The organism is Streptomyces sp. JK94 (assembly GCF_053613315.1).
On the sequence record NZ_JBSICH010000007.1, the window covers coordinates 255,861 to 278,961 of the forward strand.

24 protein-coding genes and 1 tRNA gene are annotated in these 23,101 nt (G+C 71.6%); 16 read left to right on the forward strand and 9 right to left on the reverse strand.

Annotation, left to right across the window (positions count from 1 at the left end; genetic code table 11):
• Positions 1–73: 73 nt before the first annotated feature.
• The gene (locus tag ACVV2G_RS07760) at positions 74–964 is read left to right on the forward strand and encodes a rhomboid family intramembrane serine protease (RefSeq protein ID WP_453841843.1); all 891 of its coding nucleotides are present in this window, start codon (positions 74–76) and stop codon (positions 962–964) included.
• A 245-nt stretch (positions 965–1,209) separates the two neighbouring features.
• Here the strand turns inward: ACVV2G_RS07760 and crgA are convergent, their stop codons facing one another.
• On the reverse strand, positions 1,210–1,464 hold the full coding sequence (gene crgA / locus ACVV2G_RS07765) for a cell division protein CrgA (RefSeq protein WP_453841844.1): 255 nt from the start codon (positions 1,462–1,464) through the stop codon (positions 1,210–1,212).
• A gap of 121 nt (positions 1,465–1,585) precedes the next feature.
• Between crgA and ACVV2G_RS07770 the strand changes: the two genes are divergently transcribed.
• The 8 genes from ACVV2G_RS07770 to ACVV2G_RS07805 all read left to right on the forward strand — a co-directional run bounded on the left by ACVV2G_RS07770 (position 1,586) and on the right by ACVV2G_RS07805 (position 7,349).
• Complete coding sequence (locus tag ACVV2G_RS07770) at positions 1,586–2,365, forward strand: DUF881 domain-containing protein (protein WP_453841845.1); 780 nt, start codon at positions 1,586–1,588, stop codon at positions 2,363–2,365.
• 81 nt (positions 2,366–2,446) lie between these two features.
• Entirely contained in the window at positions 2,447–2,608 is a 162-nt protein-coding gene (locus ACVV2G_RS07775) for a hypothetical protein (protein WP_351387548.1), read from the forward strand.
• Entirely contained in the window at positions 2,605–3,243 is a 639-nt protein-coding gene (locus tag ACVV2G_RS07780) for an aminodeoxychorismate/anthranilate synthase component II (protein WP_453841846.1), read from the forward strand. Before ACVV2G_RS07775 ends, ACVV2G_RS07780 begins: the two co-directional genes overlap by 4 nt.
• A complete protein-coding gene (locus ACVV2G_RS07785; RefSeq protein ID WP_453841847.1) occupies positions 3,240–4,277 on the forward strand; it encodes a class E sortase in 1,038 nt (345 codons plus the stop codon). The genes ACVV2G_RS07780 and ACVV2G_RS07785 overlap by 4 nt, the downstream gene beginning before the upstream one ends.
• 13 nt (positions 4,278–4,290) lie before the next feature.
• Positions 4,291–5,064 carry a class E sortase gene (locus ACVV2G_RS07790; RefSeq protein WP_453841848.1) on the forward strand — a complete coding sequence of 258 codons (774 nt, stop codon included), beginning with the start codon at positions 4,291–4,293 and terminating at the stop codon, positions 5,062–5,064.
• Between the two features lie 894 nt (positions 5,065–5,958).
• Positions 5,959–6,150, forward strand: a complete 192-nt coding sequence (locus ACVV2G_RS07795) for a hypothetical protein (RefSeq protein ID WP_453841849.1) — start codon at positions 5,959–5,961, stop codon at positions 6,148–6,150.
• A 3-nt stretch (positions 6,151–6,153) separates the two neighbouring features.
• A complete protein-coding gene (locus ACVV2G_RS07800) occupies positions 6,154–6,687 on the forward strand; it encodes a hypothetical protein (RefSeq protein WP_453841850.1) in 534 nt (177 codons plus the stop codon).
• Positions 6,684–7,349, forward strand: coding sequence for a hypothetical protein (locus ACVV2G_RS07805; protein WP_453841851.1), 666 nt, complete (start codon positions 6,684–6,686; stop codon positions 7,347–7,349). Before ACVV2G_RS07800 ends, ACVV2G_RS07805 begins: the two co-directional genes overlap by 4 nt.
• 133 nt (positions 7,350–7,482) lie before the next feature.
• Here the strand turns inward: ACVV2G_RS07805 and pknB are convergent, their stop codons facing one another.
• The 7 genes from pknB to ACVV2G_RS07840 form a co-directional block, all read right to left on the reverse strand.
• Positions 7,483–9,501 carry a Stk1 family PASTA domain-containing Ser/Thr kinase gene (pknB, locus tag ACVV2G_RS07810; RefSeq protein WP_453841852.1) on the reverse strand — a complete coding sequence of 673 codons (2,019 nt, stop codon included), beginning with the start codon at positions 9,499–9,501 and terminating at the stop codon, positions 7,483–7,485.
• Between the two features lie 189 nt (positions 9,502–9,690).
• Entirely contained in the window at positions 9,691–11,163 is a 1,473-nt protein-coding gene (locus ACVV2G_RS07815; protein ID WP_453841853.1) for a peptidoglycan D,D-transpeptidase FtsI family protein, read from the reverse strand.
• Complete coding sequence (locus ACVV2G_RS07820) at positions 11,160–12,596, reverse strand: FtsW/RodA/SpoVE family cell cycle protein (protein ID WP_453841854.1); 1,437 nt, start codon at positions 12,594–12,596, stop codon at positions 11,160–11,162. Before ACVV2G_RS07820 ends, ACVV2G_RS07815 begins: the two co-directional genes overlap by 4 nt.
• Before the next feature lie 27 nt (positions 12,597–12,623).
• Positions 12,624–14,189, reverse strand: coding sequence for a Stp1/IreP family PP2C-type Ser/Thr phosphatase (locus ACVV2G_RS07825; protein ID WP_453841855.1), 1,566 nt, complete (start codon positions 14,187–14,189; stop codon positions 12,624–12,626).
• Positions 14,190–14,330: 141 nt separating this feature from the next.
• Positions 14,331–14,849: an antibiotic biosynthesis regulator FhaB gene (fhaB, locus tag ACVV2G_RS07830; protein WP_453841856.1), complete on the reverse strand. Its 519-nt coding sequence runs from the start codon at positions 14,847–14,849 to the stop codon at positions 14,331–14,333.
• A gap of 10 nt (positions 14,850–14,859) precedes the next feature.
• Positions 14,860–15,738 (reverse strand): antibiotic biosynthesis regulator FhaA, encoded by an 879-nt coding sequence (fhaA, locus tag ACVV2G_RS07835; RefSeq protein ID WP_453841857.1) that lies wholly within the window; start codon positions 15,736–15,738, stop codon positions 14,860–14,862.
• Complete coding sequence (locus ACVV2G_RS07840; RefSeq protein WP_453841858.1) at positions 15,726–15,893, reverse strand: hypothetical protein; 168 nt, start codon at positions 15,891–15,893, stop codon at positions 15,726–15,728. Before ACVV2G_RS07840 ends, fhaA begins: the two co-directional genes overlap by 13 nt.
• Positions 15,894–16,284: 391 nt before the next feature.
• On the opposite strand from ACVV2G_RS07840, the gene ACVV2G_RS07845 reads away from it, so the two are divergent.
• Positions 16,285–16,371, forward strand: a tRNA-Leu gene (locus ACVV2G_RS07845).
• A gap of 86 nt (positions 16,372–16,457) precedes the next feature.
• Here the strand turns inward: ACVV2G_RS07845 and ACVV2G_RS07850 are convergent.
• Entirely contained in the window at positions 16,458–16,784 is a 327-nt protein-coding gene (locus ACVV2G_RS07850; RefSeq protein ID WP_453841859.1) for a carbohydrate-binding protein, read from the reverse strand.
• Positions 16,785–17,061: 277 nt separating this feature from the next.
• Between ACVV2G_RS07850 and ACVV2G_RS07855 the strand changes: the two genes are divergently transcribed.
• The 6 genes from ACVV2G_RS07855 to ACVV2G_RS07880 all read left to right on the forward strand — a co-directional run bounded on the left by ACVV2G_RS07855 (position 17,062) and on the right by ACVV2G_RS07880 (position 23,098).
• Positions 17,062–18,513, forward strand: coding sequence for a DUF2252 domain-containing protein (locus ACVV2G_RS07855; protein ID WP_453841860.1), 1,452 nt, complete (start codon positions 17,062–17,064; stop codon positions 18,511–18,513).
• Positions 18,514–18,587: 74 nt separating this feature from the next.
• The gene (locus ACVV2G_RS07860) at positions 18,588–19,403 is read left to right on the forward strand and encodes a hypothetical protein (protein ID WP_453841861.1); all 816 of its coding nucleotides are present in this window, start codon (positions 18,588–18,590) and stop codon (positions 19,401–19,403) included.
• A gap of 49 nt (positions 19,404–19,452) precedes the next feature.
• Positions 19,453–19,782, forward strand: a complete 330-nt coding sequence (locus ACVV2G_RS07865; RefSeq protein ID WP_453842049.1) for a rhodanese-like domain-containing protein — start codon at positions 19,453–19,455, stop codon at positions 19,780–19,782.
• Between the two features lie 243 nt (positions 19,783–20,025).
• Entirely contained in the window at positions 20,026–21,048 is a 1,023-nt protein-coding gene (locus ACVV2G_RS07870) for a DUF5819 family protein (RefSeq protein WP_453841862.1), read from the forward strand.
• Positions 21,045–22,340, forward strand: a complete 1,296-nt coding sequence (locus ACVV2G_RS07875; RefSeq protein WP_453841863.1) for an HTTM domain-containing protein — start codon at positions 21,045–21,047, stop codon at positions 22,338–22,340. The genes ACVV2G_RS07870 and ACVV2G_RS07875 overlap by 4 nt, the downstream gene beginning before the upstream one ends.
• Positions 22,337–23,098: a TrmH family RNA methyltransferase gene (locus tag ACVV2G_RS07880; RefSeq protein WP_453841864.1), complete on the forward strand. Its 762-nt coding sequence runs from the start codon at positions 22,337–22,339 to the stop codon at positions 23,096–23,098. Before ACVV2G_RS07875 ends, ACVV2G_RS07880 begins: the two co-directional genes overlap by 4 nt.
• Positions 23,099–23,101 lie beyond the last annotated feature (3 nt).

Consider the following 23,101-nt stretch of genomic DNA (forward strand, 5'->3'; position numbering starts at 1 on the left):
CCCCGCTCATCCGTAAAGATGGGCGGGGCGGTGCATGCGCGCACACCGCTCGCACGACGACCGAGGGGAAGCCATGGACCACGCGGCAGCCAGCTCACCCGATGCCCGGAGCCTGCCCGGCTGCTACCGCCATCCGGACCGCGAGACCGGCATCCGCTGCACCCGATGCGAACGCCCGATCTGCACGGACTGCATGGTCAACGCGTCCGTCGGCTTCCACTGCCCCGACTGCGCCGCCGGCCGCACGGGCGGCCACGGACCCGCCCCGGCCGCGTCCCGGCCCCGCACCCTGGCGGGCGGCACCATCGCCGCCGACCCCCATCTCGTCACCAAGATCCTCATCGGGGTCAACGTGGCGGTGTTCCTCGCCGTCCACGCCCTGTCGGAGTCGTTCCTGGGCGACATGGTGCTGATCGGACGCTGGCCCCCCGCCCCCTACGTCCCCACCGAGGGCGTCGCCGAGGGCGAGTGGTACCGCCTGGTCACCACGGTGTTCACGCACCAGGAGATCTGGCACATCGGCTTCAACATGCTCAGCCTCTGGTTCCTCGGCGGGCCCCTGGAGGCGGCGCTCGGCAGAGCCCGCTACCTCACGCTCTACCTCGTCTCCGGCCTGGCCGGCAGCGCCTTCACCTACCTGCTCGCCTCGCCCACCACCGCCACCCTCGGCGCCTCCGGTGCGGTCTTCGGCCTCTTCGGAGCCACCGCGGCGCTCGTGCGCCGGCTCAACGCCGACATGCGCCCGGTCGTCATCCTGCTGGCGATCAACCTGGTCTTCACCTTCACCTGGGCCAACATCGCCTGGCAGGCCCACATCGGCGGCCTGGTCGCCGGTGCCGTGGTCGGGTACGCCATGCTGCACGCCCCGCGCGAGCGGCGGTCCCTCATTCAGTACGGCACCTGTGCGCTGGTCCTCGTGGCCGTCGTCGGACTGACCCTGCTGAGGACCGCCCAGCTCACCTGAGCGCGCGTTGTCCACAGCGGGTGGCGAATCTTGTGCACAGTGTGCGGGAACAGGTGTGCCCCCTGTCGCTGACCAGTGTTTCCGCAGGTCAGGCAGGGGGCGAACATGTTTTCGGTTACCGGTACTTCCGTCACACCGGCGTCAATGCCCGGCGGGTTATCCACAGATCGTCTTTCTTTTCCCCACCGTGTGGACAGGGCCTGTGGATAACTCCGTGGATAGCCCTGGGCAGAGCTACTCCCGCGCTACTTCCACTGCGTGGAGACACCGAATCCGGCGGCGATGAAACCGAAGCCCACCACGATGTTCCAGTTGCCCAGCGAGTCGACGGGAAGCGAACCGTCGGTGACGTAGAAGAGGACGATCCAGGCGAGGCCGATGACGAACAGGGCCAGCATGACGGGCGCGACCCAGCTGCGGCTCGTCAGTTTGATGTTGGTCGCCTGCTTCGAGGGCGGCGGCGTGTAATCGGCCTTCTTGCGGATACGTGACTTCGGCACGAGGGTCTCTCCTGTCGATGCGCTGCGTGGCCGCGCAGGGAACGGGGTCGGGGACTTGGAGCGCTCCCCCGGGCGTCCGTTAGCGTAGTGCTTCCGCGGCGCCGAAGGAGATAAGGGTACGTTGAGCAATTCTGCCGACTCCCCCCGGGCGGGATCCAGCCCTGTCCCGAGGCGCCGTTTCCGGCCCGTGCGGGTCCTGACGGCAGCCGTCTTCGCTCTCGCGGGACTCATTTTCTTCACCAGCTTCAACACCGCGAAAGGCACCAATATCCGGACGGACGCCTCTTTGCTCAAGTTGTCCGACCTCATCCACGAGCGCAGCCAGGCGAACGGCGGGCTGGAGGAGTCCAACGCGGCCCTGCGCGAGGACATCGAGGCGCTCGCCGAGCGGGACGACGGCAGCACGAAGGCGGAGGACGACAAGCTCGCGGCGCTGGAACGGAAGGCGGGTACGCACGAGCTGGAGGGCGAGGCGATATCGGTCACCCTCGACGACGCCCCGCCGGACGCCACCGCCAAGCTGCCCGGCTACCCGGAACCGCAGCCCGACTACCTGGTGATCCACCAGCAGGACCTCCAGGCGGTCGTGAACGCGCTGTGGCAGGGCGGCGCCGAGGGCATCAAGGTCATGGACCAGCGGCTGATCTCCACCAGCGCGGTGCGCTGCGTGGGCAACACCCTGATCCTGCAGGGACGCGTCTACTCACCGCCGTACAGGATCCAGGCGGTCGGTGATCCGAAGCAGCTGAAGAAGGCCCTGGCCGCCTCCCCGGCGATCCAGAACTACATGGTGTACGTCAACGTCTACGGGCTGGGCTGGAAGGTCGAGGAGGACGGGGCGGTGACGCTGCCGGGGTACGCGGGCACGGCGGACCTGCACTATGCCCAGCCTGTGGAGTGACGCCTTTCCGGAGGGCCCCGCGCCGCTAGTCTGGTGCGGTACGGCGTGAGTCTGGCGCCGTGGTGCGACGGAAGGGACGGCATGTACGGCTGGATCTGGCGGCATCTGCCGGGGAACGCGTGGGTGAAGGCGCTGCTCTCGCTCGTGCTGGCGGTGGCCGTGGTCTACGTCCTCTTCCAGCACGTCTTCCCGTGGGCCGAACCGCTGCTTCCCTTCAACGATGTGACGGTGGACAACCAGTGAGCGCGCGCATCCTCGTCGTCGACAACTACGACAGCTTCGTCTTCAACCTGGTCCAGTACCTCTACCAGCTGGGCGCCGAGTGCGAGGTGCTGCGCAACGACGAGGTGTCGACGGCCCACGCGCAGGACGGCTTCGACGGCGTACTGCTCTCTCCCGGCCCGGGCGCGCCGGAGCAGGCGGGGGTCTGCGTCGACATGGTCCGGCACTGCGCGGCGACCGGGGTGCCGGTCTTCGGCGTCTGCCTCGGCATGCAGTCGATGCAGGTGGCGTACGGCGGTGTGGTGGACCGGGCACCGGAGCTGCTGCACGGCAAGACCTCGCCGGTCGAGCACGCGGGCCGGGGCGTCTTCGCGGGCCTGCCCTCGCCCTTCACGGCGACGCGCTACCACTCGCTGGCGGCCCGGCCGGCCACGGTGCCGGCGGAGCTGGAGGTGACGGCCCGTACGCCCGACGGGATCGTGATGGGCCTGCGCCACCGGGAACTGCTCGTCGAGGGCGTGCAGTTCCACCCGGAGTCGGTGCTGACCGAGCACGGGCACCGGATGCTGGCCAACTGGCTGGCGGAGTGCGGCGACCGGGACGCGGTGGCGAGGTCGGCGGGGCTCGCCCCGGTGGTGGGCAGGGCCACGGCGTGACCGCGCTGCGCCCCGAGCGTGATTCCGGCGCGGCCGGTGACCAGGGATCCTCGTACGGGCGGCCGTACGGGGATTCCGGTGCGTTCGGGGGCGGTTGGCACGAGGATTTCCCGTCCGGCGGGGCGCACCGGCCGGTCGTCGACGACGAGACGGTGGCGCTGCGGCTCCCGGAACCGCCGCCGGAGCACGGGCCCGCCGCCTCCCCCGCGGGGGGCGGGCGCGCGGCCCGCAGGAAGGCCGCGAAGGGGCGTCACGGGCGTCGTGCGGCCTCCCGGGGGCCGTCGCCGGTGTCCGAGTCCGCCGCGGAGCCGAAGGCACACCTGTCGCGGGTGGAGGCGCGGCGGCAGGCCCGTGCGCGCAAGCCGGGTGCCGCGGTGCTCGCCAGCCGGGCGATAGGCGAGGTCTTCATCACGACCGGTGTGCTGATGCTGCTGTTCGTCACGTACCAGCTGTGGTGGACGAACGTGCGGGCGCAGGCGCAGGCGGACCGGGCGGCGAGCAGCCTGCAGGACGACTGGGCGAACGGCAGACGGAACCCGGGGGCCTTCGAGCCGGGGCAGGGGTTCGCACTGCTGCACATTCCCAAGCTGGACGTCGTGGTGCCGATCGCGGAGGGCATCGACAGCAAGAAGGTGCTGGACCGGGGCATGGTCGGGCACTACGCCGAGGGTGCGCTGAAGACGGCGATGCCGGACGCGAAGGCGGGCAACTTCGGGCTGGCGGGGCACCGCAACACCCACGGGGAGCCGTTCCGGTACATCAACAAGCTGAGCCCGGGCGATCCGATCGTCGTGGAGACGCAGGACGAGTACTTCGTCTACAAGATGGCGTCGATCCTCCCGGTGACGTCACCGGGCAACGTCAGCGTCCTCGACCCGGTGCCGGAGCAGTCGGGTTTCACGGAGCCCGGCCGCTACATCACCCTCACCACCTGCACGCCGGAGTTCACGAGCAAGTACCGGATGATCGTCTGGGGCAAGATGGTCGAGGAACGGCCGCGCAGCAAGGGCAAGCCGGATGCGCTCGTCAGTTAAGGGCGGATGACCAGTGGCATCGACCACCGAAACGCAGCACCAGGAGCACGCCGGCGAGGACGGCCCGCCGGAGCCCGCGGCACGCCGCCGCGGACGCGGTCCCGGGCGGGTCGTCGCCCAGGCCGTCAGCGTCCTGGGCGAACTCCTCATCACCGCGGGTCTGGTGCTCGGTCTGTTCGTCGTCTACTCCCTGTGGTGGACGAACGTGGTCGCCGACCGCGCGGCGGACGAGCAGGCCGACAAGGTCCGCGACGACTGGGCCCAGGACCGGGTCGGACCGGACGGCCCGGGTGCGCTGGACACCAGGGCGGGCATCGGCTTCCTGCACGTGCCGGCGATGGGCGACGGCGACATCCTGGTGGAGAAGGGCACGTCGATGGACGTCCTCAACGACGGTGTGGCCGGCTACTACACCGACCCGGTCAAGTCGGTGCTGCCGACCTCGGGCAAGAAGGGCAACTTCTCGCTGGCGGCGCACCGGGACGGGCACGGGGCGAAGTTCCACAACATCGACAAGATCGAGAAGGGCGACCCGATCGTCTTCGAGACGAAGGACAAGTGGTACGTCTACAAGACCTACGCGGTCCTTCCCGAGACGTCGAAGTTCAACGTCAAGGTGCTCGACGCGGTCCCCGAGGAGTCCGGCAGGAAGAAGGCCGGCCACTACATCACGCTGACGACCTGCACGCCGGTGTACACGAGCCGGTACCGGTACGTGGTGTGGGGGGAGCTGGTGCGCACGGAGAAGGTGGACGGGGACCGGACCCCGCCGGTGGAACTGCGCTGACCGCCGGCCCCGTGGCCGCCGCGCGCCGGGACGTGCCCGTGGTCGTTGCTACGGCAACGCCTCCTTCTTGTCATGTCCAGCGAATTCGGCAGGGTGATCCTCGGGCTGACCACCTGGGGGAGACGCTGTTCTCGACCGCCGTGCCGCTGCCGTCCCGTCCTGCGCGGACGTCATCGGATCCATGCCGCTGACGCGGCGCGGCGCGACTCCTCGTACCCCTGGCCGTGGTGGAACGCGTGCGAGGGGCCGCTCCCGGCCGGCCGCTCCCGGGACCCCGGGCCCCGCCGCACGAGCCGGCCGGCCCGGCGCGCCCGGTCACGCCCGATCCAACGGAAGAGAAGTGCTCCGGCGTGCCCGGGGCCGCTCCGCCATGCCCGAAAACAAGCCAGGAGGAGCTCCCGTATGACCAAGAAGTCGCTGGTCGCAGGCATATTTCGCGCTCGCCGCCGCCCTTCTGCCCCTGAGCGCGGCGCCGGCCCAGGCCGCGTCGAACCCGTGCGGCGGCCCGTACCAGGCCATCGCCCATGTCGACGGCCGGCTGCCGGGCGACAGCGGCAACGACGACGGCGACATGGTCGCCCACGCGGGCGGCACCGGATACCTGTGCGTCGTCTTCTGCAACGGGACGCCGGGCGGGGCGAACGAGATGTACTTCACCGTCTGCCCCGGCAGGACGAGCGGGGCGGGGTGCGGCACCGACCACGGTGACTACGCCTCGTACGCCGGTCCGATCCGCATCACCGACACCGGCTGCTTCACTGCTGCGTACATGACTACTTCATCCGGCGCTGGGGCAACGCCACCGACTGCAAGCAGTCCGCCCACAACGCGCTGGCCGCGTCCGACACCGTCCCGGGCCCGGCCCGCAAGCAGCTCATCAGCCTCAAGGGTGCGGTGCTGCCGGCCGTCTACCAGAATGCCCCGGGTGGTTTCGACAAGCTCCAGAACTTCGAGCAGGGATTCGTGGACGCTCTTCTCGCCCGCATGGGCATGGAGAAGAGCAGGGCGGCGCAGTACCGGTCCCGCCACGAGGCCTTCCTCGAGGCGGCCCGCAGCCGTACCGCCTCGCGTTCCGCCGAGGGCTGACGCATGACTGAGGGGAACAAGACCTTCCGGCCCGAGCGGCTCGCCTGCCTGGGCGGGCTCGCGGCGATGGGCATCGCGCTGCTTCTCCTGCTCGGCACCGGCGGTCTCGTCGTGGCCGCCGTGGCCGGGAGCCTGTGCCTCGGTATGGTCGCGGGAGGCCGCAGCGGCGTCCGGGCCGTCCGCGCGCGCAGATGGGCGCACCCCCGAACCTGGCTGGCCCTGGGCGTGGCCTGCGTGTCGACCGGTGTCGGCGGATTCGCGGTCGCCTACCTGACCGGCATTCTCTCCGGGGGACTGGACGTCGAGGAGGCCTGCGTCCACGGCCACGGCGTCCGTTACGACGACGCCTACCGGGGAGCGCACGCGCAGGAGTTCAGCCGCTGGTTCCCGCTGCACAGCAAGTGCAACGAGGACTTCGACCTTGTTCCCTTCTGGGTCAACCCGGCCATTGTGTTCTTCGCCCTGCTGGCGGCGATCGGCGTGCTGTGCCTCGCCGCCGCGGTGGTGACTGCTCTGAGACCAAGGAGAGACGGATGAAGAGGGGCGAACTGACGAGGCGCCGTGTCGTCGGCGTCACGGCCGGCGTGGCGGGTACGGCGGCCCTGGGGCCGCTGCCGGCCGCCGGGCAGGCCGCCGCGGCCGAGGGGTCCGGCGCCGCCGGTTCCCGGACCAGGGACCGCACCGGCAACGGCTGGCCCGTCCTGGAGGAGGCGGAGTCGTTCGGTGTCGAGGGCAGCGGCCAGGAGGTCAGACTCGCCGGCGGTGACGCGGCCGTGGTCCTGCTGCACGTGGCGCGCCGGTTCCACTACGAGATCGGCACGCTGCGGGACGGCGACGTCCACGGCTGGGCACGGGAGCGCCGGGTCTCGGCGGACTACGAGTCCAACTATCTGTCGGGCACGGCGATCGCCGTCCGTCCGCTGTCGTACCCGGTCGGTCCGGTGAACGGCCTGTACCCGAACGAGCTCGTCGTGGTGCGGGACATCCTCGCCGAGCTGGACGGCGTCGTCGCCTGGGGCGGGGACTTCACGCCGGCGAAGGAGTCCCACTTCGAGAATGCCGTCAGGCCCGGACACCCGCGGCTGAAGGGGGCCGCCCGCAAGATCGGCGGCCGGCGGCAGGGCCCCGGGGACGAGGGCGCCGGCGCGACGGACGCGTTCGATCCCGCACGGCGGGCCTTCGCACGATGCTCGGCGTAGGAGGCGTAGGAGGCGTAGGAGGCGTAGGAGGCGTAGGAGGAGCGCGCGGTACCGTCTTGGACCGGTGAGAGCCCCGGTCCCTCCGCTCGGAGGGACCGGGGCTCTCACCGTGTCCGGGTGTTGCCGGGGCGCGTCAGTCGTCGTCGCCGCGGAGGCCGCCGATGAAGCCGCCGCCGTTGTCACCGCCGCCGTTGTTGTTGCCGTTGCCGCCCGTGGTCGTGAGCGTGATCTGCGTGGCGGCCGGGTCCTCGACCTCGGTCCCGGGCTGCGGGTCCATGGCGATCACCAGCGCGTCGTCCTCGCCCGGGGCGCCCGCCGCCACCTGGACGTTGGTGAAGCCGCTCTGCTGCAGGATCTGCCGGGCCTCGGCGAGGGACTTGGTGCGGACCTCCGGCACCTTCGTCTTCTCCACGGCCTTGCCGACGACGATCGTGACCTTCGAACCCGGGTCGACCTGCTGGTTCGCCGAGGGCGTGGTGGAGATGACCTTGTCCACCTGGCTCGGGTCGTTCGTCGGCTGCTCGGTGCAGGTGGCTTCCAAGTCACCGCTGCTTTCCACCTGGGCCTTGGCCTCGTCGCAGCTGCGGCCGACGACGTCCGGCACGGTGGCCTTCTCCTCGGCCTTGGCGACCTCCAGGGTCACCGTGGAGCCCTTCTCCAGCTCGGTGCCCGGGTCGGGGTCCTGGCTGAGGACGGTGCCCTCGTCCTGGGAGGACTCGGTCTGCTTGGTCTCGACCTTGAAGCCCTTGTCCTCGAGCTGCCGGGTGGCCTCGTCGACGTTCTTGTCGATGACGTTCGTGACGGCGACCTTGGGGGCGCCGGTCGAGACGACCAGGTTGACGGTGGTCTTCTTGTCGACCTCGGTGCCCTGCTCGGGATCCTGCGAGCAGATGTCGCCCTTCTTCTGGTCCTCGCAGGGCTTCTGCGTGAAGGCCAGTTCCAGGTCGGCGTTGACGGCCTGTTGCTCGGCGTCGGCTTTGGTGAGGCCGACGAAGGCGGGGACGCCGACCGTGTCGTTGTCCGGTCCGCCGCCGCCGACCGCGTACTTGCCGATGAGGATCGCGCCGACGAGGACGAGGATGCCGGCCAGCACCAGGAGGATGGTGGAGGTGTTCGACTTGCGCGGCTGCTGGCGGCGCCGGTCGGGGCGGTCGTCGTAGCCGTAGCCGCCGTCGTCCGGGTTCATCGGCGGCAGCATGGTGGTGGCGCCCGCGCCGGCGTCGGAGCGCAGGGCGGTGGTCGGCTGTTCGTCGGGGTAGGCGCCGTAGCCCCCCGCGGCCATGGCGCCCAGCGCGGCGGTGGCGCCGACCGGCTGGCCGTCGAGGCAGGCCTCGATGTCGGCGCGCATCTCGTCGGCCGACTGGTAACGGTAGTCGGGGTCCTTGACCAGGGCCTTCAGCACGATCGCGTCCATCTCGGGCGTGATCTCGGGATCGAAGACGCTGGGTGCCTGCGGTTCCTCGCGCACGTGCTGGTAGGCGACGGCGACCGGGGAGTCGCCGACGAAGGGCGGCCGGACCGTGAGCAGCTCGTACAGGAGGCAGCCCGTGGAGTACAGGTCGGAACGGGCGTCGACCTGCTCGCCCTTGGCCTGCTCCGGGGAGAGGTACTGGGCGGTGCCGATGACCGCCGCGGTCTGGGTCATCGTCATGCCGGAGTCGCCCATGGCGCGGGCGATGCCGAAGTCCATGACCTTGACCTGGCCGCCCCGCGTCAGCATGACGTTGGCCGGCTTGATGTCGCGGTGGACGATGCCGGCCCGGTGCGAGTACTCCAGGGCCTGGAGGATGCCGATGGTCATCTCCAGCGTCCGCTCGGGCAGCAGCTTGCGGCCGGAGTGGAGCAGCTCGCGGAGGGTGGAGCCGTCGACGTACTCCATGACGATGTACGGGATCGACACGTTGTCGATGTAGTCCTCGCCCGTGTCGTAGACCGCCACGATCGCGGGGTGGTTGAGCGAGGCGGCCGACTGGGCCTCCCGGCGGAAGCGGGCCTGGAAGGACGGGTCGCGCGCGAGGTCCGCGCGCAGCGTCTTCACCGCCACCTGGCGACCGAGCCGGGTGTCATGCGCGTGGTAAACCTCCGCCATGCCACCACGGCCGAGCACCGGGCCCAGCTCGTACCGGCCGCCGAGGCGACGCGGCTCTTCCATGGTTACTACCAGCCCTCTCCGTCGGTCCCGACCGGCACGCGTGTACGGTCGGAGGCTGCCGTCCGGCCTACCGTACCCGGCTCGTTCCGGGTGACCTGGCCAAGCTCGATACCCGATACCGGACCGGTATCGCAACGTGCGCCTATGTGAAGGGGACGTGACAGGAGTCACGTCCTGTTCAGCCCGTGGTCACTTCCTGCTGTCCAGAACGGCCTCCATCACGTTCTTCGCGATCGGGGCCGCGAGGCCGCCGCCGGAGATGTCGTCACGGACGGCGTTCTCGTCCTCGATCACCACGGCCACGGCGACGGGCGAGCTGCCGTCGTCGCCCTTGGCGTACGAGATGAACCAGGCGTAGGGGTTCTCCTTGTTGTCCACGCCGTGCTGCGCCGTACCGGTCTTGCCACCCACGGTGACGCCGTCGATCCGCGCGTTGGTTCCCGTGCCGTCCTCGACGACGGTCTCCATCATGTCCTGGAGGATCCGGGCGTTGTCCGCGGACAGCGGCTCGCTCATCTCCTCGGGGTCCGTCTTCTCGATGGTGTCGAGGTTGGGGGCCTGGAGTTCGTCGACCATGTACGGCTTCATCAGGGTGCCGTTGTTGGCGACGGCGGAGGCGACCATGGCCATCTGCAGCGGGGTCGCGGCGGTGTTGAACTGGCCGATGGAGGAGAGTGCGACCTCCGAGGGCGCCATGTCGTCGGAGAAGACCGAGGCGCTGGAGCGGACGGGGACGAACTGCTCCTCGGTGAAGCCGAACTTCTTGGCCGTCTCGAGCATCTTGTCGTTGCCGAGGTCGGCGCCGATCTTGCCGAAGACGGTGTTGCAGGACACCCGGAGGGCCTCGCGGAGGGTGGCGTCCTCGCAGGGGAGGTCGCCCTCGTTGGGCAGTTCGGTGGTGGTGCCGGGCATCGTCCACGGCAGCGGCGAGTCGGTCTTCTCGTCCGCCGAGTCGTACAGCCCGTGCTCCAGGGCGGCGGCCGCGGTGAGCACCTTGAAGGTGGAGCCGGGCGGGTAGACCTCGCGCAGGGCGCGGTTGAGCATCGGGTCGTCCGGGTCGTTCTTCTTCTGGAGCCCGTTCCAGGCCTCCCCGGCCGCTTCGTTGCTGCCGGCGATCGAGGTGGGGTCGTACGACGGGTAGGAGGCCATCGACAGGACCTTGCCCGTGGAGGGTTCGAGCGCGACGACGGCTCCCTTGGCGCCCTGCTTCTTCAGGCCGTCGTAGGCGGCCTTCTGGGCGGCGCTGTTGAGGGTGGTGACGACGTTGCCGCCCTCGCGCTTCTTACCGGTGATCATGTCGAGGGTGTTGCGGAAGAAGAGCCGGTCGTCGTTGCCGGTGAGGATGCCGTCGTTGATGGCCTCCAGCTGGGTGGCGCCGTAGGCCTGGGAGACGTAGCCGGTGACGGGCGCCCACATGGCGCCGTCCTTGTAGGTGCGCTTGTACTTGAAGTCGCCCTTGGTGGTGGCGTGCCCGGTGATGGCCTTGCCGTCGACGATGATGTCGCCGCGCGGGGTGGCGTACCGCTCGATGGCGACGCGGCGGTTGTGCTCGTCCTCCTTGAGCTCGTCGGCCTGGACGTACTGGAGCCAGTTGTCGCGGACGAGCAGGGTGAGGATGAGGAGGCCGCAGAAGATCGCGATGCGGCGCAGTGGCTTGTTCACGGTCGGACCACCTGGGTCATCTCGGCATCCGGGTTGGCGGGAGCGGCGGGTGCCGGTCTGCGGGCGGTGTCGCTGATGCGCAGCAGGATGCCGATCAGGGCCCAGTTCGCGATGACGGAGGAGCCTCCGTACGCCAGGAAGGGCATGGTCATACCGGTGAGCGGGATGAGGCCCATGACGCCGCCGGCGACGACGAAGACCTGGAGGGCGAAGGCGCCGGAGAGGCCGATGGCGAGGAGCTTGCCGAACGGGTCGCGGGCGGCGAGGGCGGTGCGCACACCGCGTTCCACGATCAGCGCGTAGAGCAGGAGCAGGGCCATGAGGCCGGCCAGGCCCAGTTCCTCGCCGAAGGTGGCGAGGATGAAGTCGGAGTTGGCGGCGAAGCGGATCAGCTCGGAGTGGCCCTGGCCCCAGCCGGTGCCGAGGGTGCCGCCGGAGCCGAACGCCCACAGGGCCTGCATGGCCTGTTCGGAGTGGCCGCCCTGGCCGGCGCGGGAGAGCGTGTACTCCTTCATCGGGTCGAGCCAGGCGTCGACGCGCTGCTGGATGTGGGGTTCGAAGGTGGCGACGCCGACCGCGCCGACGGCGGACATCAGCAGACCGAAGACGATCCAGCTCGTCCGCTCGGTGGCGACGTACAGCATGATCACGAACATGCCGAAGAACAGCAGCGAGGTGCCGAGGTCGGTCTCGAAGACCAGGATGAGGATCGAGACCATCCAGACGACCAGGATGGGGCCGAGGTCGCGGCCGCGGGGCAGGTAGAGGCCGATGAAGCGGCGGCTGGCCAGGGCGAGCGCGTCGCGCTTCACCATCAGGTAGCCGGCGAAGAAGATCGCCAGGACGATCTTGGCGAACTCGCCGGGCTGGATGGAGAAGGAGCCGACCTGGATCCAGATCTTGGCGCCGTAGATGTTCTTGCCGAGACCCGGCACCAGCGGCAGGAGCAGCAGGAACAGCGCGGTGACCATGGAGATGTAGGTGTAGCGCTGCAGGACGCGGTGGTCCTTGAGGAAGACCATCACGGCGACGAACAGGGCGATGCCCATCGCGGTGTACATCAGCTGGCGGGGCGCGGCGGTGCCGGCCTGCTTGATCTCCTGGAGGAGTTCGGACTGGTCCAGGCGCCAGATGGCGACGAGTCCGAGTCCGTTCAGCAGGGTGGCCAGCGGCAGCAGCAACGGGTCCGCGTAGGGCGCGAACCTGCGCACGACGAGGTGGCCGACGCCGGCCAGGAGGCCGAGGCCGAGGCCGTAGCTCAGCAGGCCGGCGGGCACCTCGTCGTTGATGGCCAGTCCCACGTTGGCGTAGGCGAAGACCGGGATGAGGACGGCGAACACGAGCAGGGCCAGCTCGGTGTTGCGCCGGCTCGGGGCGCCGATGGCGCCGATCGTGGACGTGTGGTGCGTCGGCGAGTTGGTAGTACTGCTCATCGTGTGACAGGGCCTCTCACGGCTTGCCTACTGCTTACCGCACAACGAGACGACCTTCTGCTCTTCCTCCGAGAGGGTCGGTCCTGAGCCTGGAGTGGGTGCGGTCGTGGACGGGGACTCGGACGATTCGGGTGCCTTCGGCGACTGCGACTCGTTCGGTGACGCGTTCGGTGTCGGTGAGGCCTTGGACGTGAAGGAGGCGGGAGTGGTTCCCGTGGTGCCTCCGGCCTCGCCCTCGCCCGTCTGCGCGTTCTGCTCGGTCTCGGCGGTGCGCCGGTCGGCCTGCTTCCGGCAGGCGGACGCCTGCACCGCCAGCTCCTCGATCTTGGCCCGGGCGTTGTTCAGGTCGCTCTCGGGGATGGTGGCCTCGACCAGCTTCTGCTGGTAGGGCGGCAGGTACTTGAGTTCGATCTCGGGGTGGTCCTTCTGGACCTTCGAGAGCGACACCCAGGCGAGGTCCTGGCTGATGCCCCGGTACAGCGCGAGGTGGTCGTCCTTGGCGCCGACGTAGTACTGGGTCTGGGTCCAGCGCCAGCCGCCGTAGACGCCGCCGCCGATGACGGCGAGGGCGAGCACGGTGTACAGGGACCTCTTCAGCCACCGGCGGTTCTTGCGGGGCTTGACGAAGTCGTCGGGACCGTAGTCGTCGAAGTCGCCGTCGGGGACGTAGCCGGTGGTGTCGCCGCTGCCGGGCGGGCCGAACTCGCCGCCTGCGCCGCGCTGTCCGCCGCCGCCCTGGCGGCCGAGGCCGGCGGCGCGGCCGGCCGGGGTCTGCATGATGCCGTTGTCGCCGAACTGCGCCTGGTTCTCGGCGACGGCGCCGACCACGACGGGGGTGTCGGAGAGCTGTCCGGCGAGGGTGTCGCCGGTGTCGAGGTCGAGGACGTCGGCGACGATGACGGTGATGTTGTCGGGGCCGCCGCCGCGCAGGGCGAGCTGGATCAGCTCCTGCACGGTCTCCTGGGGTCCCTGGTAGCTGGCGAGGGTGTCCTCCATCGTCTGGTGGGAGACGACGCCGGAGAGTCCGTCGGAGCAGATGAGGTAGCGGTCGCCGGCCCTCACCTCGCGGATGGACAGGTCGGGTTCGACGTGGTCGCCGCTGCCGAGCGCGCGCATCAGCAGGGAGCGCTGCGGGTGGGTGCCCGCCTCCTCCTCGGTGATGCGGCCCTCGTCGACGAGGCGCTGCACCCAGGTGTGGTCCTGCGTGATCTGGGTGAGGGCGCCGTCGCGCAGGAGGTAGGCGCGGGAGTCGCCGACGTGCACGAGGCCGAGGCGCTGGCCGGTCCACAGCAGGGCGGTGAGGGTGGTCCCCATGCCTTCGAGGGCGGGGTCCTCCTCGACCATCTGCCGCAGCTGGTCGTTGGCGCGCTGCACGGCGGTGCCGAGGGAGGTGAGGATGTCGGAGCCGGGCACGTCGTCGTCGAGGGCGACGATGGTGGAGATCACCTCCGAGGAGGCGACCTCGCCGGCGGCCTGGCCGCCCATGCCGTCGGCGATGGCGAGCAGGCGCGGACCGGCGTAACCGGAGTCCTCGTTGCCCTCCCGGATCATGCCCTTGTGCGATCCGGCGGCGAAACGCAGTGACAGACTCATGCGCACCTCGCCCGTCGGCTCCGACTGCAGCCGGTCGTGTCGAGCCACACTGCCCACCCTCCGGTCGGGAGCGCGCCGGGGCCCGGGGTGCCGGCCGCCGCTGCGTGCTCGCTCCGCTCGCGCTCATTCATTGGTGTAGCACTACTTCCGCAGCTCGATGACGGTCTTGCCGATGCGGATCGGCGCGCCCAGCGCGACGGGCGTGGGAGTCGTCAGCCGGGACCGGTCCAGGTAGGTGCCGTTCGTGGAGCCCAGGTCCTCGACGATCCACTGGCCGTTCTGGTCCGGGTAGATCCTGGCATGGCGGCTGGAGGCGTAGTCGTCGTCCAGCACGATCGTCGAGTCGTGTGCCCGGCCGAGCGTGATGGTCTGGCCCTGGAGGGCGACGGTGGTGCCGGTGAGCGTGCCCTCCGTCACGACCAGCTTGGTGGGAGCGCCCCGGCGGCCCCGGCCGCCGCTCTGCTGCTGGCGCTGCGGTGGAGGCGCCTGGCCCTGGCGCGTGGCGGCCTGTTGTGGTCGGGCGGCTTCGCGCCGCGCCCCGCGCTGGGTGACCCGCGTGCCGAACAGGTCACTGCGGATGACCTGCACGGCCACGATCACGAACAGCCACAGTACGGCGAGAAAACCCAGCCGCATGACCGTGAGGGTCAGCTCTGACATTGCCCCCGGATCACCCTTCGGCTTGCCTGTAGATAACGGTGGTGCTGCCCACGACGATCCGCGAGCCGTCGCGGAGCGTAGCGCGGGTGGTGTGCTGCCCGTCCACCACGATGCCGTTGGTGGACCCGAGATCCTGGATCGTCGAGGGCGTTCCGGTCCGGATCTCGCAGTGCCGGCGGGAGACACCGGGGTCGTCGATCCGCACGTCGGCCTCGGTGCTGCGTCCGAGCACGAGGGTCGCGCGGGAGATCTGGTGGCGGGTGCCGTTGATCTCGATCCAGTGGCGGGTGCGTCCGCCGGACGCGGCGGCGGCCGGGGGCTGCTGGCCGCCCGCGGGCTGCGGGTAGCCGTATCCGCCGGGCCGGCCGGGCGGCGGCGCGCTCGGCATGGGCGGAGGGCCCGCGGGGGCGGCGGGCTGCGGGTACCCGTAGCCACCGCCCGGCGCTCCGGGCCGCCCGGGCGGGTCGGCGGGGGCGGCCGGACCCGCGGGTGCCGGTCCGCCCTGGTGGCTGCTGGAGGAGGCGAGCGTACGGCTGCGCACCCGGTACAGACCGGTGTCCAGGTCGTCCGCCTTCTCCAGGTGGACCTTGATCGGTCCCATGAAGGTGTAGCGCTGCTGCTTGGCGTAGTCCCGGACCATGCCGGCCAGCTCGTCGCCGAGCTGTCCGGAGTAGGGGCTGAGGCGCTCGAAGTCGGGCGTGCTCAGCTCCACGATGAAGTCGTTGGGCACGACGGTGCGGTCGCGGTTCCAGATGGTCGCGTTGTTGTCGCATTCGCGCTGGAGCGCTCCCGCGATCTCCACGGGCTGCACCTCGGACTTGAACACCTTCGCGAAGGTGCCGTTGACCAGACCTTCGAGACGCTGCTCGAACTTCTTCAGGACTCCCATGGGGCACCTCCTCCGTCGCTGTCGTCCTGTCCACTGCCCTGCGTACTGCGGTCCTGCGTCCTGCGGTCCTGCGTCCTGCTGTCGCGCATGGCGCCCGGGTGCGTACCGCTCACCCGCGCACTGTCCACCTGGTACTGCTTACTGATCGTATCCACGCGTCGGTCGATCGGCCGGTTCCCCCGTCGGCCCGGTCGGCGGGTGTCGACGCCTCTCGGAGTTCCCGCCGGAGCTCGTCTTCGAACTTCCCCGAGTCCTGCGCGACGCGCTCCCACGGATACTCATGCCCAGGATCGTAGAGGCGGCCGCAGACCAGTGTCCCGCACCTCACCGCGGACCCCTACCGGCTCCCGGGGAGACGGGCCGGACCGGTACGAGGTTGATACGTGAACGGGCGGGGGCCGGAGCACGTGCCCGAAGGAGGGCGGGCGCCCCGGTCCGGTCCTCTCCCGCCTGGGAAGGGATGTGAATCCACCCCTTCCAGCGTGCTAATGTTCTCGTGTCGGAAGGCGCCGGACCGCAAGGAAAGGCCCCGAGGACACACCCAATGCGCGGGTGGCGGAATAGGCAGACGCGCTGGATTCAGGTTCCAGTGCCCGAAAGGGCGTGGGGGTTCAACTCCCCCCTCGCGCACCAGCCGAAAGCCCCCCAGGTCCCGGACCTGGGGGGCTTTCGCATGTCTGCGCGTGGTGCGGTGGTGAGGGGTGCCTGTGAGGAAAGTCTCAGGGCAGCGGGCGCCACGGGGCGGGCACGCAGGGCGGTTCCCAGCCCGCCGCCGTCGAGGTGTGCGCCCGGAGGCAGCGGCAGGAGCCGGCGCCGTAGGTCGCGCGGTCGCCCGCCGCGTACGGTCGGCCGGCCAAGTGCCCTCCAAGTGCCGCTCGGCGGGTCGGTCGACGGGTCGGTCGACGGGTCGGTCGACGGGGCGATGGGGTGCGGGCACCCCTGTCCCGCCCTCTGCCCGGCGGTGTGCGGGCGGTGGGGCGGGGCCGTGTACCGGCGGTCCGTCCGGGGGTACGGTCGTGGCGCGTCGACGCCGGTGGACCCGGCACGGTGCCGGACGGGGCGGACGGCTCGGTCGGGCGTGGTGCGGGCGGGTGCGGCTCGCTTCGGTCGGGGGTCGGTCCGGGCCGGTCCGGGAGCGGCTCGGTTCGGGCGCGGTGTGGTCCGGGCGTGGGGCGCTTCGGGCGCGGTGTGGTCCGGGCGTGGGGCGCTTCGGGCGCTGCGGTCCGGGCGTGTTCGCTTTGGGCGCTGCGGTCCGGGCATGTTCGCTTTGGGCGCTGCGGTCCGGGCGTGGTGCAGGTACGGAGAGCGGGGAGGGTGGCCGGGATGACCGAGTCGATGTCGGGTGCGGGCGCGCAGGAGCGTGAGGGCGCGGGGGCGCACGCGGAGGAGGGCGGGCGGCTGCCGGTCGTACCGGGGTTCGCGCGGAGGAGCGGGGGCGGCTCGCCGAAGGCCGAGGGCAAGGCGCTGCGCACGCGCGTCCCGCGGTCCGCGCACGCCGTCCTCGACCTGGACGCCCGCCGGCCGGACGCGGTGAGCGCCGTCGAGGAGTCCAACCGCGGCCGGATACCGGGACTCGTGCCCCTGCGGGTCGGACGGATGGTGGCCACGCCGTTCGCCTTCCTGCGGGGGACGGCCGGGCTGATGGCGTACGACCTGGCGCGCACGCCCGTGACCGGGATCGGCGCGCAGATCTGCGGCGACGCGCACGCCGCCAACTTCGGTCTCTACGGAGACGCCCGCGGCGGCCTGGTCATCGACCTGAACGACTTCGACGAGACGGTCGACGGGCCCTGGGAGTGGGACCTCAAGCGGCTCGCCACCTCCCTCGTCCTCGCGGGCCGGGAGGCCGGCGCCGACGAGGACACCTGCCGCGAGGCCGCCCACGACGCGGCCGGCGCCTACCGGCGCACCATGCGGCTGCTGGCCAAGCTTCCGGCACTGGACGCCTGGAACGCCATCGCGGACGAGGAACTCGTCTCCCACACCGACGCCCACGACCTGCTCGGCACGCTGGAACGCGTCTCCGAGAAGGCGCGGGCCAACACCAGCGGGCGCTTCGCCGCCCGGTCGACCGAGCCGGCCGAGGACGGCGGGCGGCGCTTCGTGGACGCCCCGCCGGTGCTGCGCCGGGTCCCGGACCGGGAGGCGGCGGCGGTCGCGGCCTCCCTGGAGCAGTACCTGACCACCCTGTCCGAGGACCGGCTTCCGCTGCTGGCCCGGTACGCGGTGCACGACGTCGCCTTCCGTGTCGTGGGCACCGGCAGCGTGGGCACGCGGTCGTACGTCGTGCTGCTCCTGGACCACCGAGGAGAGGCGCTCGTGCTCCAGGTGAAGGAGGCCCGGCCCTCCGCGCTGCTTCCCCACCTGGCGACCGCGGGCTTCGAAGCCCCCGGGGTCGCGCACGAGGGGCGCCGGGTGGTCATGGGGCAGAAGCGGATGCAGGTGGTCAGCGACATGCTGCTGGGCTGGACGACGGCCGACGGACTGCCCTACCAGGTACGGCAGTTCCGCAACCGCAAGGGCAGCGTCGACGCCACGGCCCTGGCCGCCGACCAGATGGACGACTACGGGCGCATGACCGGGGCCCTGCTGGCCCGCGCCCACGCGCACAGCGCCGACCCGCGGCTCATCGCCGGCTACTGCGGCAGGAACGGCGAACTGGACGAGGCGGTGGCCGCCTTCGCCGTGGCCTACGCCGACCGTACGGAGGCCGACCACACCGAGCTGGTCGCCGCGGTGCGGACGGGGCGGCTCGCGGCGGAGCTGGGGGTGTGAGGACGGCCCCGAACCTCCCGCGGTCCGCCGCGCGGGCCGGACGGGGCGGGCGGATCGTGGCCTAGGCTGGACGGGTGACGACGCCGGAAGCTGAGCCCGAGCAGGGGGGTGCGCCGCGTCCCGAGGAACGGCTGGAACAGGCCGTACGGGCCGCCGAGCAGGCACTCATCGAGTACGAGATCGCGCTGGAGACCTTCCGCGTGGAGGTCGAGAACTTCTCGCGGCTGCACGAGCAGCGGCTCGGCCCGGTCTACGCCCGGCTGGAGGAGCTGGAGGCGCAGATCCTGGAGGCCCGGGCGGCCCGTACCGGGGACGCCGAGGACCGGCGCCGGGCCGACGAGGCGCGGGCCGCGGTGATGCCGATCCCCGGTGTCGAGGAGCTGCTGCACGGCTGGATGGACGGGAGCGGGCTCTTCCCGGAGGCCTCGGCGATGCTCACGGACCAGGCGGTGCGCCCGCCGCAGCGGGTGCGGCCCGGCGAGGAGGCCCGTCGGCTCTACCGCGAGCTGGCCCGCAAGGCCCACCCCGACCTGGCGCAGGAGGAGGACGAGCGGGTCCGGCGTGAGGAGTTCATCACCCGGGTCAACGCCGCCTACGCCCGCGGTGACGCGGCTCGGCTGCGGGAACTGGCCGAGGAGTGGGCAGCCGGCCCGGCGCCCGAGCGGCGCCCCAGCCGTGGCGAGGAGCTGTACGCCCGCCTCGAATGGCTCGACCGTCGCAAGGAGATGCTCACACTGCTCGCCAAGGAGCTGGAGGAGAGTGCGATCGGCGCCATGCTCCGGCTGGCTCCGGACGATCCCGACCGTCTGCTGGAGGAGATCGCCGAGCAGCTGACGGCCCAGGTGCGGGAGCGGGAGTCGGAGCTGGCGGCGGCGCTCGGGCGGGACTGAGGCGGGCGGTGGCTCCGGTAGCGTCTGGGGCATGAGTTTCGGAGCTGGTGTGCCCACGGTGGAGGTCGCGGACCTCGAGGACGGCGACTTCCTGCTGGACGTCCGCGAGGACGACGAGTGGCGGGCGGGACACGCCGCCGGGGCGCTGCACATCCCCATCAGCGAGTTCGTGGCCCGGTACGGCGAACTGACCGAGGCCGCGCCGCAGGACGGCCGGGTCCACGTGATCTGCCGGTCCGGCGGACGTTCGGCCCAGGTCGCCATGTACCTGGTCCAGCAGGGCGTCGACGCCGTGAACGTCGACGGCGGCATGCAGGTGTGGGCCGCGGCCGGGCGGCCCGTGGTGGACGGGAAGGGCGAGCCGGGGTACGTCCTCTAGGGCCGTCCGGACGGGCCCTCCACGGCCGTCCGGACGGTCTCCGCGCCACCGCGGGCGCCGGTGCGCGGCGGGGGTGTGGCGACGGCCACGGTACGGCCGGTCCGGCAGGGGCTGTGCGGGCGGGCGGTCCTGAGTACCGTTCCCGTTCGAACGCCGCCGAGCAGCCGCACGAGTGGCGCCCGCGTGCCCCGCGGTGGGGCGGGGGCGGGGTGGAACGACGGATCGGGACCGGAACGGGGCGGGATGGACGCGTACGACACGGGCTCGGACGCCCGGCGGGGGCGGGACGAGCGGGAGGGCCGGGCCGGGCGGGAGCGCTCGGACGGACCTGACCGGCCAGGCCCGCCCGACCGGCCGGAACAGTCGAAGCCGCCGGGGCAGTCGGGTCCGCCGGGGCAGTCCGGTCCGCCCGAACGGTCCGACCTGCCGGGGCAGCCGGTACGGCCGGGAGGGACGGGCGAGCCGGAACGGTCGCGGGGACCGGGCGGGGCGGGCGGTGGTCGCGGATCCTCCGGTGAGCCCGGTGAGCCCGGTGAGCCCGGTGAGCCCGGTGAGCCCGGTGAGCCCGGTGAGCCCGGTGAGCCCGGTGAGCCGGCCGGGCCCAGGGCCGCCGAGCCCCGTACCGGTGTCGCCGCGCTCTCCCCGCGCTACCGGATCGGTGCCGTGGCCGCCCTCGCGGTCGTCGCCGCCGCCGTCTGCGCCCACCTGGGCCTGGTGTTCCTGCACGTGGCCCCGTCCAACACGCTCACCAAGCAGCACGGTGCCGCGGTCGACGAGTGGGTCTTCCCGGAGTTCGAGCAGAACTGGAAGCTGTTCGCGCCCAACCCGCTCCAGCAGAACGTCGCCGTACAGCTCCGCGCCGAGGTGAGCACGGCGGACGGTTCGGTACGCACGACCGGCTGGTACGACCTGTCCGCCGAGGACGGCCGGGCCATCGACGGCAACCCGCTGCCGAGCCACACCCAGCAGAACGAACTGCGCCGGGCCTGGGACTTCTTCATCGCGAGCCACGACTCCGACGACCGCCCGGTGGGCCTGCGGGGCACCCTGTCCGAGACCTACCTGCGGCGCATCGCGACGGTGCGCCTGGAGCGCACCCAGGCCGCCGAACCGGGCGGCGTCGTCGAGCGCGTCCAGTACCGCTCCCGGACCACCCCCGTGGAGCCGCCCTCGTGGAGCGGCGAGAAGGTCTCCGGCCGGGCGACGTACCGTGAGCTGCCCTGGTGGCCGGTGCCCGCCGGCGAGAAGGAAGGGGGCGCCGCGTGAACGGCATCGCCTCCTCGGTCTCCCGCGGCGTCGCCCGCCTCACCGGGGCCGCCCTCGGCCCGTACCAGACCGCGGTGATCCGCATCGGTTTCAGCGCCACCTGGCTGCTCTTCCTGCTGCGCGAGCTTCCGCACCGGGACGAGCTGTACGGGCCCGGCAGCCCCTGGAGCCACGGTCTCGCCGAGCAACTGGTCGCGGACAACGGTGCCTTCACGGCGCTGATGTGGTCGGACGGGCGGGCCTGGTTCGAGATCGTCTACGCGCTGGCCGTGCTGAGCAGCGTGCTGCTCCTGCTGGGGTGGCGTACCCGGACCATGTCCGTCCTCTTCATGGTCGGCGTGCTCTCGCTGCAGAACCGCAGCGTCTTCATGGGGGACGGCGGCGACAACGTCCTGCACCTGATGAGCATCTACCTGGTCCTCACGCGCTGCGGCCGGGTGTGGTCGCTGGACGCGCGACGGGCGCGGCGGGAGAACGCGGCACGCGCGCGCGGGGAGCGGGTCGTGGACCGGGTCGGTCCGGCGCTGTGGTGCGTGTTCGGGTTCGCGCTGCTCACGGTGACGCTGGCGGGCGGGCTGGACGGCGACTGGTTCGTCCCGGCGCTGTTGTGGGCGGTCTGGGCGGCGCAGGGCCTGTGGTGGGCGGTGGGGCGGGTCGCCGGAAACGTTGAGCCGCGCCTGCTGCTCGACGTGGTCACCAACATCGTGCACAACGGCGCGCTGGTCGTGATCATGGCCGAGGCGTGCCTGATCTACGCGACCGCGGGCTGGTACAAGATCCAGGGATCGCGCTGGCAGGACGGCACCGCGGTCTACTACCCGCTGCACCTGGACTACTTCTCGCCCTGGCCCGCGCTCTCCGACGCCCTGTCCGCCAGCGGCACGATGGTCATGCTCATCACCTACGGCACGGTCGCCGTGCAGGTCGCCTTCCCGTTCACGCTGTTCAACCGGCGGGTCAAGAACGTGCTGCTGGCGGTCATGATGACCGAGCACGCGGTGATCGCCGTGGTGCTGGGACTGCCGTTCTTCTCGCTGGCGATGATCGCCGCCGACGCCGTCTTCCTGCCGACCTCGTTCCTGCGCCGCGCGGGGGGCCGGGCGGCGCGCGTGCGGGACCGGCTGACGGGCCGGCCGCGGGCCGGCCGCGGGGGCGGCGCGGCGGCGGTGGTGCAGGGGGCAGGATACAAATCCGGTGAGCAGCGTGCCAGGGACGCCGCAGGGAGCGGCACGGGGGACGGGGCCGGAGACGCGAAGGACGCCGGGCAGGCGCACGTAGGCTTCGGGGCATGACCGACCCCGACCCGCTGGGCGCCTGGCGCCGGCACGCCGGTGCGTGCGTGCTGCTCGACGGCTTCCACGTCCTCAAGCACGCGCTGCGCTTCGGCGCCGAGGTTCCGGTGGCCGTCACCGGCGACCGCGCGGGCGCCCTGGCCCTCGCCGACGAGCTGGCGCCGGACGTACGGGACGCCCTGGACGGTCTGCTGGCCGAGGTGCCCCATCGGACGTACGCCTCCCTCGTGCCGCGCCCGCACCCCACCGCGGTGGCCGCCCTGGCCGTACGGCCCGCCCGTACGGCCAGCCTGAGGGCGCTGGGGCACGTGCCCCGCACCGCGCCCGTCGTGGTCCTCGACCAGCCGCGCAACCTCGGCAACGCGGGAGCGGTGATCCGGCTCGCCGCCGGTTTCGGGGCGACGGGTGTCGTCACCACCGGCACGCTCGACCCGTGGCACCCCACGGTGGTGCGCGGTGGGGCGGGGCTGCACTTCGCGACCGCCGTGGAGCGGCTGGACGTCGGGGAACTGCCCGCGGGGCCGGTGTTCGCCCTGGACCCGGAGGGCGAGGACATCCGCGGGCTGACGCTGCCGGACGACGCGCTGCTCGCGTTCGGCTCCGAGCGCAGCGGGCTGTCGGGTGAGCTGCGCGCGCGTGCCGACCGCCTGGTGGCGTTGCCGATGCGTCCCCAGGTCTCCAGCTACAACCTCGCGACCAGTGTGGCCATGACGCTGTACCACTGGAGCGCCACCGGGGACGCGGTCCGGGCCTCCTAGGAC

Excerpts from the sequence above, each read along its gene's own strand:
- ACVV2G_RS07760 (WP_453841843.1), top strand. The coding sequence starts at position 74 with ATGGACCACGCGGCAGCCAGCTCACCCGATGCCCGGAGCCTGCCCGGC.
- ACVV2G_RS07775 (WP_351387548.1), top strand. The coding sequence starts at position 2,447 with ATGTACGGCTGGATCTGGCGGCATCTGCCGGGGAACGCGTGGGTGAAG.
- ACVV2G_RS07800 (WP_453841850.1), top strand. The coding sequence starts at position 6,154 with ATGACTGAGGGGAACAAGACCTTCCGGCCCGAGCGGCTCGCCTGCCTG.
- ACVV2G_RS07805 (WP_453841851.1), top strand. The coding sequence starts at position 6,684 with ATGAAGAGGGGCGAACTGACGAGGCGCCGTGTCGTCGGCGTCACGGCC.
- pknB (WP_453841852.1), bottom strand. The coding sequence starts at position 9,501 with ATGGAAGAGCCGCGTCGCCTCGGCGGCCGGTACGAGCTGGGCCCGGTG.
- ACVV2G_RS07820 (WP_453841854.1), bottom strand. The coding sequence starts at position 12,596 with ATGAGCAGTACTACCAACTCGCCGACGCACCACACGTCCACGATCGGC.
- ACVV2G_RS07825 (WP_453841855.1), bottom strand. The coding sequence starts at position 14,189 with ATGAGTCTGTCACTGCGTTTCGCCGCCGGATCGCACAAGGGCATGATC.
- fhaB (WP_453841856.1), bottom strand. The coding sequence starts at position 14,849 with ATGTCAGAGCTGACCCTCACGGTCATGCGGCTGGGTTTTCTCGCCGTA.
- fhaA (WP_453841857.1), bottom strand. The coding sequence starts at position 15,738 with ATGGGAGTCCTGAAGAAGTTCGAGCAGCGTCTCGAAGGTCTGGTCAAC.
- ACVV2G_RS07855 (WP_453841860.1), top strand. The coding sequence starts at position 17,062 with ATGACCGAGTCGATGTCGGGTGCGGGCGCGCAGGAGCGTGAGGGCGCG.
- ACVV2G_RS07870 (WP_453841862.1), top strand. The coding sequence starts at position 20,026 with ATGGACGCGTACGACACGGGCTCGGACGCCCGGCGGGGGCGGGACGAG.
- ACVV2G_RS07880 (WP_453841864.1), top strand. The coding sequence starts at position 22,337 with ATGACCGACCCCGACCCGCTGGGCGCCTGGCGCCGGCACGCCGGTGCG.